The following is an 11,556-nucleotide window of genomic DNA, read 5'->3' on the forward strand; positions in this document are numbered from 1 at the left end:
GGCTTTTATATTGTGAATTTTATTTATACGTTCTCAGTGCTATTTATACGGCATGCTGATGCTTAATAAGCTTGTACCGCCAATCAATGTGTAATTGATTTAACCCTATTTAGTTAGAGGCGTCCCTCAGTGGTTATTGCTTTTACCATACATAGGCGTAATTGGAAGGTGAATTTTACTATCTGTGAACCAATTTAAAACCAGTAGCTCTTTGGCATCGGCAATGGTTTCTAGGCTTACGTCTTTACCAGTTCCCATATTTACTTGAGCGTGCTCATTTTTGTTTACGTCCAATACCAGCGCAATTTTACTGCCTTTTGCCAGTTTTCTTGCAGTCATGCGTGTGTTTACTAATGGCAATTTAGTTTTATGATTTGGCGTAAGCAATTGACGGTGAGAACTATCTTTTGCATAACTTGCTCGGCTACGATAATGAGCTAAATGAAATGTTTGGCCATCAGGTTGGATCTGATAAAGGTTAAAGCCAATATCGACATCACGATGGTTGATAGAGATAGATAAATGACCAGTAGGTGTGCCTGCGTACCGCATATCTTGTTTGAATTCATCAGTGATAAATACAACGCCTGTTTCGTCTGGAAGTTTAGGGAGTATTACATTCATGTAGTCAATATTATGCTGAATATCGCGGTCTGTTAGGTCAATCTTTTGCGTGTGCTTCTCTAATTGGCCCGGCTTGGTTGTCACGAGCGCTTGGTAATGTGCATTTGAAGGACTACCTAAATAAAAGTCAATGCCTTGTTGGTTGAGCTGGTCAAAACTATCTGCATGGTGCCAACTGTTATTACCCATCAGTTGATAGTTGACTTTGCCCTTCACAAGCTCTGGCGAAGGGCCATTATTTAGAATATGGTCAAACCATTCGAATACTATTTTTTCAGTGTCTTTTTTAGCGGCTACAGGGTCAAGTTGATAATTAGTAACATGACTGCGTGGGATATCTTGTGCTGTCCAATGATCATAAGGACCTATCAATAAGCTGTGATTTGCTTTTGGGTTATGTTTGTAGTGCTCTTTCATATAATAAATAGAGGATATTTGGCCACCATCAAAGTAACCCGTTATTGAAAGGACGGGAATGGCAATATCAGCAAAATCTTTTCCGAAAGGAACCATTGATTTGTAGTAATTATCGAAGCTCGGGTGACTTAAAAACTTTTGAAATAAAGGGTTTGGGCGACCTTCAATTTTGTCTATATCCTTAAAAGCTCTGCCGCTTGAGAATAGAGTCTTGTTTACTCTGTCCCAGTGTGCACGGTTTGCATATTCACTATTATCCATTGTTTTGTTATTCGTAACGTGAAACCCCCATTGGTAGTTAGCAGTCAAAAATATGTTGTTTTCCATAGGCAATCCAAGAGCTGGATGAGCCGCGGCATAGGGCGCAATTGCTTTTAAAGCAGGGTGTTTGTACTTGGCTGCTGCCCACTGAGTGTAGCCATTATAGCTACCCCCATACATAACTACTTCACCGTTACTCCAATCTTGTGTACTTATCCAATCAATGATTCTATGCGCGTCTTTGCCTTCATTAACCCATGGTTCGATTTTATTGCTACTGAGCCGTTTACCTCGAGAGTTTACTATAATCCCAGCATAACCCTGTAACGCTGCGTATTTCGCGGTTTTAATATGTCGGCTTTCGTCGGCATAAATTGTGAACTGAAAGGCAGCTGGATAAGTTTTTCGGGGGGATTTTGGTCTTACTATGGTGGCTGTGTGCTCAATATTATGTGTCGTAGAGATAAGCCTTGCAGGTTCAATAATGTACTCTTGGTGCCACTTCTTTTGAATAACTGGGTGTGCTACGACATAGATACTTTTCAGTACGCTTAGATTCATTGCACTAGCAGCGAGTAGGCTTAGTTGTTGCTCATTGAGCGTGTTGGCGCCTTGTATGTTATTTATGGCGTTTGAGAGCAGCTTACGCTGATGTTTGTAACGTGTGTTTAGGTTGTTTTCATAGTCATACAAAGCTGCGTAGCTTAGTTGTTCTACTTCTTGTGTTATAAACTGTTTAAGCGTCAGTGTGCTGCTTGATTTTAAATTTGCTTTGTAAAATTGCTGATAGTGAGTGAACTTTGGAAGTGGGTTTTGTGTAATAAATGCTGCGTTTAAATAGGCTTTATCTTGTAGAAAAAAGCTTAAACCTATTTTGATTTCAGTCGGCTGCTTGGATATCAATTCTTTAGGCAACTGTTCTACTAATGGTAATAAAGATTCAAACAGTAACTCAGAGTCAGCAATCTGAGTTATGGGTATATTGCTATTTGCCAAAAGCATCTTTAAGTTTGAGGGCATTAAAAAATGTTTATTTTCCTTCGCCTTTAGTGGAGCAAATAAGCTCATTGCTGATAAAGCTGCGGCCAAAAGAATTACTTTGGCAGTTAATTTAGATAAAATGCACATTGCTGATTTCCTGTATAAATAATCAAAATCAGTCTATTTTCGGTCGACAGTAAAGTAGTGATGGTTAGGAAACTTTTGATGACTTTTAGTGACCGAAAATATTAAGCTTATAATACAGTCACTTAATAATAATAAAGAGATGTGATGCGTTGGAAAATAGGTGAAATTACATTTTGTGATCAAACCCTAACTTTGACTTTTGGTGGTCGAAAGACTCAGCTTGAACCCATGGTTTCAGAAGTGTTGCGATTTTTTTGTTTGCATCCACATACCATGGTTTCAAGAGACGAATTAATTGAGCAAGTGTGGGAAGGGCGCATAGTCACAGATAATGCCGTCAATCGTGTGATCACCAAATTAAGAAAAGCCTTGCATGATGATCCCAGAAAGCCTGCTTTTATTGTGACCTTTCCCAAAAAAGGGTATCAGCTTATTGCAGATGTTAGCGTGATAGTTGAAAGCCAACCTATTGAAACTCGAGATTCCGATAAAAGTTTAAACACGCACAAATTTAATAGGGTGACTTTTTTAGCTATGGGCATTTTGGCAGTGCTTTTGCTGTCATTTTTATACTTAGTGTTGCAAAGCCCCTTAAAGTCCAATCAAGAACGATTAACCGATGTAAGCGCATTGACGCGAGAGCCTGGTTTGGAACTAAACCCTCATTTGTCACCTGATGGTCAATACCTCTTGTTTACTGAAGTACATAATGGAAGCATCAGTTTAAAACTAAAAACGCTTAATAACGAAGAGGTTGATGTTATCGATCATGGTGTTGATACATGGGAAGGACCTGCATCATGGCGAAAAGACGGTAAAGCATTTGTCTATCTGACCACTAAAGCGAACAGTTGTCAGTATTTTCTAAGAAGTTTTGATGATGGAGAGATAGGCGAACCAAAGTTGATACATAACTGTCGAACTGGCAGTTATGGGAAAATTTCGTTTACGCACAATGATGACTTACTCATCTTTAACGAAGCCGCTTACCCTGGTGGGCCTTTTTATTTATTTAGCTTGCAATTATCAACTGGCGTCAAAACACGTTTAGCTCAACCTCTTACTGGGCTCGGTGGCTACAGTCAATTTGATTTGCACCCAACAAAAAACAAGCTGCTAATAAGTGCTATTGACAGCCAATTTTCGACTGGTTTGTATGTTATCGATATCGAAAATCATACATTTGAACATTTGTTTAATAACGAGGGTGGGGCTGTTTGGGGTCACTCTGGTGAACAACTTGTATTACTGGGTGGTTACCCAGGAAATGAAATCGTGAGTTATGATTTAGCAGGGAACGATCGAACAACATTGTATTCCAATAGTCATGCTTTATTTGGCTTAAGTCGCCATCCAAATGGCAAGGGTTACTTGTTCAGCACAGGGTCTCGAGATAGGAATATTACATATTATTCAATGACGTCGAAGTCGCAGAGAACATTGGCGGCAACTTCCGTTGATGAACGATTGGCTAGGTTCTCTTATGATAGTCAATCGGTTGCTTATGTAAGTTTGGCGACGGGGCGTGAACAAGTGTGGCTTTATGACTTTACAACACAACGCAGGGCCGTATTGACACAGTTTAATATGCAACAGCACATAGTTGATTTAAAGTGGACTGACAGTGGACGGTTCATTTTCGTGTTAACACACAATAAGGTTTTTCAAGTTTCAGTTAACAGTGGTCATATTAAGCAATTAAAAATCCCTCAAACTGAGATTGTCGGATTATCAATTAAAGATGACAGTACGATTGCGTTTAGTTTGAAAGACAGTGATAAATGGCGCGTTCATTATTACGACACTCGCAGCGATACACTAATTAGTGAAGACCCAAACTGGCAGTTTGTGTCATTCTCAAAATCTACGGATGATATAATTTGGCAAGACATCCATGGTGAATATTTCACGGGCGTAGATCATACGCCTGTCAGGTCTGAAAAAATTAAAACTATCCCGTTGGTTGTTCAAAGTCGGTTTAATTTGCAAAAACAGGCAAGTCAATGGCTTTGGCAGCAAGTCAAGTCGAGAAGGTATCAGCTATATCAATACGATGAGTTAAAAAACATACAAAAGTTGTTAATTACATCAGACAGCAGTGACTTTGACTGGCACAACGATAAGCTTTTGTATAATTCTGTTCATTATGCAAACTCAGATATTTACACAGCGTCACCTGCGGAGTTTTGAGCGGGTAAGTTTCAACTTTGGCTAATTCATTGAACATATTTTCTCAAGTTACTTTTTTACCTTTAACTGTACTAATACAAAGTAACAAAATCGGTAATCTTGAAACATTGTGTTTTTAAGCTAAGTTTTATGTATCTCGACGGACAGATTGCTCAATTTTGAACTGGCGAGGTGGTTATTCAAACATGGACGCTTCTACTCGGGTTATTTAATTTCACATAATCAAAAAGGATTAGAACCTTGCCGTCTCATATGCTGCTTGTTATCTAGGGCTATCTTTCTAGACAATTTACATATAGTTGTGGCCCATGAAATTAGATAAAAAACTTTACCTCTCTTTTGGCATCATTGTTATGTTAATGGTCATATCCAGTGCTGTGACTTGGTTTCAAGTAACGTCGTTATCTCGTGTAACTGAAGAGGTACACAGTGATGACGTGCCTGCCGCGATATATTATTTGCAATTGATGGATGAAATTGGCGACATGCATGTTGAGTTACTTGATTATGTAGTTGGTAACGAGAGTAAAAAAGCGGAATTTTACGAAAATTATAATGAGTTCATGGATGTCTACAAAAACCTAAGGCCACTGGAGTCTGCGACTGAATCAGATAGAGCTAAGATGGCAGAAATTGAAAGGATTGTTAGTGAATTTAAGTCAAGAGCACAAAGGGAAGTGTTTGATGTTTATGATCCTGTGACAGAGAGGTGGGCATTTAAATTTGTTGATACGCTTGAAAACTCAGTGGGTGCAGAGCTTGAAACGTTACTTGATAGACTGAAAGAAGAAGAGTTTGCCGATGCATTAAAAACTACTGATATAGTCGAAGCGGTTTCAGATGACCTGCCTGGCGTTCGTTTATACCTCGAAATGGTCGATGAGAAAGGAGATATGCTCGCATCACTCACTGAATTTATGACCGGTGAACTGGATGAAAAAGATGCTTTTGAAGAGGGCTCGAAGCGGTTTATAAAGTACTTGGAGTTATTAAGGCCATTAGAAAGAAAGCCTGTTGAAGTGACTAATTTAAATAAAATTAAGCAACTTCATGACGAATTATATGAAGGTGCACATGAAGTGTTTAAACGCTTTGACCCAAGTGCTAAATCCAAGTCGGTAAAGGTTGTACATGAGCTTGAGTTACAGTTATTTGAAAAGATGGAAGCCATTTTAGATAAATCGACCAACGAAGAAAAAGCCGATGCGGAAAATGCTCTAATTCAGCTAGATGAAGATATGCAATCTATGCTTACTGTGATTGTCGTACTGACAATATTAGCAGCTGTCGGTAGTGGAGTCGTGGCTTTTATATTGAGCAATTCAATTTCGTCAAGAATCACGAAAGTGCTTAATGTGGCGAGTGAAACAGCTCGTGGTAACTTGTCTTTGCAGCCACTTGAACATGAAGGAAAAGATGAGATAGATGGATTAGCAAGTGCATCAAATGAAATGGTTGAGTCACTCAGCAACTTAATACGAAGTGTAGATCAGGTTGCGAGTAATGTAGAACTATCCGGTGAAGATATTGCAGAAATAAACCAGAGAATAGCAAGCTTAAGTCAAAGTAGCTCTGAGCAATCTACTATTATTGCTTCTGAAATTGAGCGAATGAGTGCTACGGTTGCGGAAGTAGCACAACGGGCGAAAGATGCTGCGGAACATGCAGAGAGTGCTAGAGATTTGGCTGATCAGGGTGGAGGAGTCGTTAGACACACTGTTGAAGAAATTACAAATGCAGCCAGCGAAGTACAAAAAACTGCGAGTACTATTACGAGCTTAGGGGATTTAAGTGCGCAGATTGGTGATGTGATTGGTGTGATAGGTAGTATTGCTGAGCAAACGAATTTACTCGCATTGAATGCGGCTATTGAAGCTGCTAGAGCTGGTGAGCAGGGCCGTGGTTTTGCGGTTGTTGCTGATGAAGTAAGAACATTGGCGGAGAGAACAACAAAAGCGACTGGAGAAGTATCCTCTACAGTTCAAGCGATTCAAGATAAAACACAAATTGCCGTTAATGCGATGAATGTGAGTGTTGAACAGGTTAATAATAGTGTTGAACTTGCTCAACAAGCAGGTGGTTCATTAAATGAGATTGTTAGTGGTGCACAAGAGATTGCTGGAATGATCCAATCAATTGCCAATGATACTGAAGAGCAGGCGACGGTTGCTGCTGACATGTCGAAAGAAATAGTAAAAGTGGACGACTCGAGTAAGCGCTCTCTATCTGATACGCAAAATGCTGAAACTGCGGCGAAAAAGCTTAAGGAGCAATCAGCTGATTTGGTTAGGCTATTAGAAGAGTTTAGGTTGAACTAATCTAATGAATTTAAATAGTGCCCATAGCTTTCTTTCTGCTAAGGGCATTTCTGCATCTGATTGTGCAATAAATAACAATATGCATGATTTCCATATTTTTATTTACTTTTAGCTCCCCACCTCTATTCCTGTTAACGATATATAAACATTAATATTTTAATTATTTTTAATATTGAATATCATATCAATATGACTTTTTTGATATAAAGTGTATTTAAAACAGTTTTTTATGTTTTTTTTTGGAGTCTAGTTATTAGCTTTAAAATTGATTACCTATGGATCAGGTAGCTATTGGTTTTGAAATTATTTGTGTTTTGGGTACAATTCACCCATGAAAAACAAAAGACCAAAATGGACTTTAAATTAAATGATAAAATTCAAACAATCATCTATCGCATTTGCGTTATCTTTAGTACTTGCTGGCTGTGGTGGGGGTAGTGATAGCCCATCGAAAGAAAGTGTAGCAAGCGAAACGTTGACAAACCCAAAAGGTAAAACGTTTTCTGAATTGGACACTGCTGCTAATTCTCTTTTAAAAAGTAGGTATACGGGCCTAGATAATAATTCTGAAATAAACCTTGAACTCGTTCAAAAAACCGTCACTCATTTACTTGATGATTCGGCTAGTTCTTTTACTGACTTTGATTTTCCTGGTATTCAAAATCATATAAAAAGCAACGGAAGCATAGAGGGAACAGAGCGCTGTGACAATGGTGGTACAGTCATTTATTCTGGTTCAGCAAGTGAGTCAGGCAGTGGTATAATTTCTGCTAAGTTTATCAATTGTGCAAATTATGATTATGCAACGATCACAGGTAATATCACCGTAAAAAGCTCAGTTGAAACTAACGAAATTGGCATCTACTTTGATGCGCTTGAAATGTCTGATAGAAGAGAGCAGCAGAAGTTAACAGGTAGTTTTAAAGCTACCCAAACCGATACCGTATACGTAACTCAGAATATCTTGCTTGAAGATAAAAATGGTAGTCAAGTTGTATCTCAGCTAAGTGTAGAAGGATTAAAGTATGATGATGGCTATAATCAAAGCTTAAGTTTGTCGGGTACGGTAAAATTTGGCGATTCGGGCATTGTGACTGTAGATGCGACTGATTTAAAAGGTTATTCACCAAGCTTCCTTGAAGGTGACATTAAAATATCCGGCATCAACTCGAGTGCAACAATTTCATTTAATGATACTTACCCAGTGTTCTATCAAGACGTAGATTTAGATAATGAAAATGATCTAGGTGCTTATATTATGAGTATTCGAGATTATGTAGCTGGAAATTACACAGATCTAAACCCAGTACCGCTTAATATTTTGTCTTTACCACCTAGTGTAAGTAGTCCTTACTTTTATGGTAACTCACCGGATACAACTATGCCTATCACTGTTGAAGGTGGTAGTTACAGTGATCCGGATACAGCGATAGAAGACTTGGTTGTTAGCTTTGAGTGGTATGTGAATGATGAGTTAGTAGAGGGCCAGTATACCAATACGCTTCCAGCAGGTGTTGCTGTTTTTGGTGATGTCCTTGAAGTTGCAATGAAGGTGTCTGATGGTGCAAATTCAGTTTTAAGTTATCGCACGTCAATTACCTTGGCTGATGCACCTAATCAAATTGAAATATCAGGTTTGCCTGATACATTGTCTGCGAATCAGCATGTTGTTTTTACAGCGAAAGTTGTTGATCCTGATAATAAACTTGAAACAAGCACGAGTGCTCTAACTTCTGCTCCTGCTGGCGCAACTATTGATGAAAATGGTCAAATATCTTGGACTACGCCATCAGAAATGCTGTTCTCATCCCAAGACTACTTTTTTACCTTCTCATCTGCTGATGAGCAAAACCCCAGTGAAGCGAGCTTTACTGTAACGGTGAATTCACCGGGTTCTTTACCAATAGCTCGTTCTGGTATTGAGGTTCCTAAAAAGAGTAATAATATTTTAATTAATGACTTCGATGGTGATGACAAGAATGAAATACTCACTACCGATCATTTTAACCGTGTGATGCTAATTACATATAATAATGGTACGCCTGAACAAAAGTGGTTATATCCCTATGCACTACCTACGGAAGGTAGAATAAAGCAAGTATTTGCAGTTAATACAGATGATGATTCTGAAAAAGAAATTTATGTCTTAACTGAAAATGGTTTAAGTGTTATTGATAATTTGAATTCAGAAGCGCGAAAGCTATTAACATTTGAAGAAGATGCAGTATCTGGTGCACTTGAAGATACTAATAACGATGGGATACCTGAGCTGGCTGTTTTCCTTACAAATGAAAAGCACTCTAACTCAACAAATACGCTAGCAATTTATTCTTTAGAAAAACCGCAACAGCCATTGTTTGAAACTAATTCAGACAACGCGCATACAGTACGCTTTGGTAATGTCGATACAGATGAAAACTTAGAGCTGATAGTGAGTTCTGGTTTGGTATATGATACAGCGACTTGGGAGAATGAATGGTTAAGTGGTTATTCGTTCGGCTACAACGACATTATTACAGCAGATATAAATGGAGATGGAATTGAAGAAATTATCGGTAATAATAATGGGGTTACAGTTTATTCTGTTGTTGATAAAGCGCAAATTGCCAACTTAGATAGTCAGTATAATAACTGTCAAATTACTGCTGCTAATCTAGACAATGACGTAAGCGATGAACTTATCGTTGGGAATTGTCATTGGGGTAAAGTACATGCTTACAATTTTGACAGTGGAAATACATTTACCGAGATATGGAACGTTGATGTCATTGACAATGACACTGTCTCAACCCAAGTAGGTGATAGTGATAATGATGGAAAACTAGAACTTGTCTGGGGCGCTGGTGTTTATCATTCAGGTGCTGATGAGTTAATCACGGCGGACATAGATGGTGAAAGCTTTTCGATTAGACAAGATAAAATAGCCCCTCAGTTGGACCGTTTTGTATCTGCTGGCTGGGCTAAAAAGGCTGGAAATACCGAAAAAGCTGTTTTCTTTGTACCAAGAAGTAACTCTGGTTCTGGAGGAGGTCGCATTGTTCAGATGGATAAAAATGGACAATTCACACCGTCAGATGAAGTGTCAACGAATTGGAATAATGACCAAAGTGTGATAACTGCTGATTTCAACAACGATGGACTGTCTGAATTGTTGGTTCCTGATACAGCGCTTTATAATACATCTTTAGCTATTATGGATCTTTCAACATATGATATTTCCTATCAGTTACCGATAGATTCTAATGACGCGCTTATCAGCGTTGGTGCAGCAGATGTAAATGGTGATAATGTTGCTGACGCGATTTATAGCACACATAACTATGTTAAAGTCGTTGATGTTTATAACCAATCCTTGATTTCCAACTTTTCTGTTTCAGATCATTTAAATGACTTTAGTATTGCTGCCAACAGTTCTGTAGATATGGTTGTTGCATCGAACTCTCTCAATTTGCTTACTTTGACCGATGGCTCATTTGCAAAGAACGACACCATAGAAAAAGCATGTATGCAGGTTGAATATTTTAATTTTGATAGTGATGCAGCACTAGAAGTTGCATGTTTGTATCAAGAAAGCATCTTTTATGGTGGTGATACAACATCGTTGATTGTTTATGAGATCAATGATGGTAAGTTCGAGCAAGTACACCAAAAACAGCTTAACGTAAATGTAATTGATTTTGTTGTATCACCAGTAACTGAAAGCAATCAGGAACTGATACTTGTTACGCAAGGTGGTGGTGACGAATGGGATGAGCCAACTCACGCAAATATCATTTTTACAGACTCATTTGGTTCTAAAATAAGTCGTAGCCCTGATTTACTTGGTAGCCCATCGAAAGATGCATTAAAAGTTAGATTAGATGATAAAGGCAAGCTTAATTTACTTCTTTCTACTTCTGTAGCAATGTATCAAATACACTAATGTAGATCCATGTAGGTTTTGAAGATTATCTAAAGATACCTATAAAGTAAGAGTAATATTCCTTTAGATTAGCCCTAGTAATTATACTAGGGCTTTTTTGTGGTGTAGTTATTAATTATTTTGTTTTTAATAAATAACTTAATAATCAATAAGGTTTTCTGGGTTTGTAATTCAATATTGTTATTTGTGATAGCTTAAAATGATATATAAAACTTAAAATTCTATGTTAATGTTTTCATGGTTGCTATTTAATATAATTTTAAGTGGCTGTTTTAGAAATAATAAAAGGATTGAAAATGCTAGTAACAAAAAATAAAAAAGTTAAAGCAAGTTATTTTGGTAAAGAGTTAAAGTCTAAATCTGTATTGGAAAAAATCAGCGGTGGCCGTGGTGGCGGCAGTATCGTACTAGTTGATGAGAATGGTAGAATAACTTAACTTTCATTTTCATATGAAATTTTGAGGTGTTTATGTTGTAAGTATATTATGTGAACTTACAGCTAAAGCATCTCTTTATTTAAATTTTTTATTTTGCTTTTTTATCACTTAAAACCAAATAAATTGGATTGGTGTTATTTATTACTGTTTTTGTTTAATCAGATTCATATTATCTCACGATAGACTCATCAAAATTTTCTCAAATCTGACTTTGTTACTATTTTACTCCCAATAAGAAAAATAATTCTGTAATAGAATG

At 37.6% G+C, this 11,556-nt stretch carries 5 protein-coding genes; 4 read left to right on the forward strand and 1 reads right to left on the reverse strand.

Annotation, left to right across the window (positions count from 1 at the left end):
* Positions 1–126: 126 nt before the first annotated feature.
* Complete coding sequence (locus tag S4054249_RS10135) at positions 127–2,430, reverse strand: CocE/NonD family hydrolase (RefSeq protein ID WP_052960891.1); 2,304 nt, start codon at positions 2,428–2,430, stop codon at positions 127–129.
* A gap of 144 nt (positions 2,431–2,574) precedes the next feature.
* On the opposite strand from S4054249_RS10135, the gene S4054249_RS10140 reads away from it, so the two are divergent.
* The 4 genes from S4054249_RS10140 (at position 2,575) to S4054249_RS26550 (ending at position 11,297) form a co-directional block, all read left to right on the forward strand.
* Positions 2,575–4,620 carry a winged helix-turn-helix domain-containing protein gene (locus S4054249_RS10140; RefSeq protein WP_046355103.1) on the forward strand — a complete coding sequence of 682 codons (2,046 nt, stop codon included), beginning with the start codon at positions 2,575–2,577 and terminating at the stop codon, positions 4,618–4,620.
* Positions 4,621–4,928: 308 nt separating this feature from the next.
* On the forward strand, positions 4,929–6,938 hold the full coding sequence (locus tag S4054249_RS10145; protein ID WP_046355102.1) for a methyl-accepting chemotaxis protein: 2,010 nt from the start codon (positions 4,929–4,931) through the stop codon (positions 6,936–6,938).
* Between the two features lie 367 nt (positions 6,939–7,305).
* Positions 7,306–10,860, forward strand: a complete 3,555-nt coding sequence (locus tag S4054249_RS10150) for an FG-GAP repeat domain-containing protein (protein WP_046355101.1) — start codon at positions 7,306–7,308, stop codon at positions 10,858–10,860.
* 296 nt (positions 10,861–11,156) lie between these two features.
* Entirely contained in the window at positions 11,157–11,297 is a 141-nt protein-coding gene (locus S4054249_RS26550; RefSeq protein ID WP_155401352.1) for a hypothetical protein, read from the forward strand.
* Positions 11,298–11,556: the final 259 nt, after the last annotated feature.

Source organism: Pseudoalteromonas luteoviolacea (assembly GCF_001750165.1).
GTDB lineage: Bacteria > Pseudomonadota > Gammaproteobacteria > Enterobacterales > Alteromonadaceae > Pseudoalteromonas > Pseudoalteromonas luteoviolacea_G.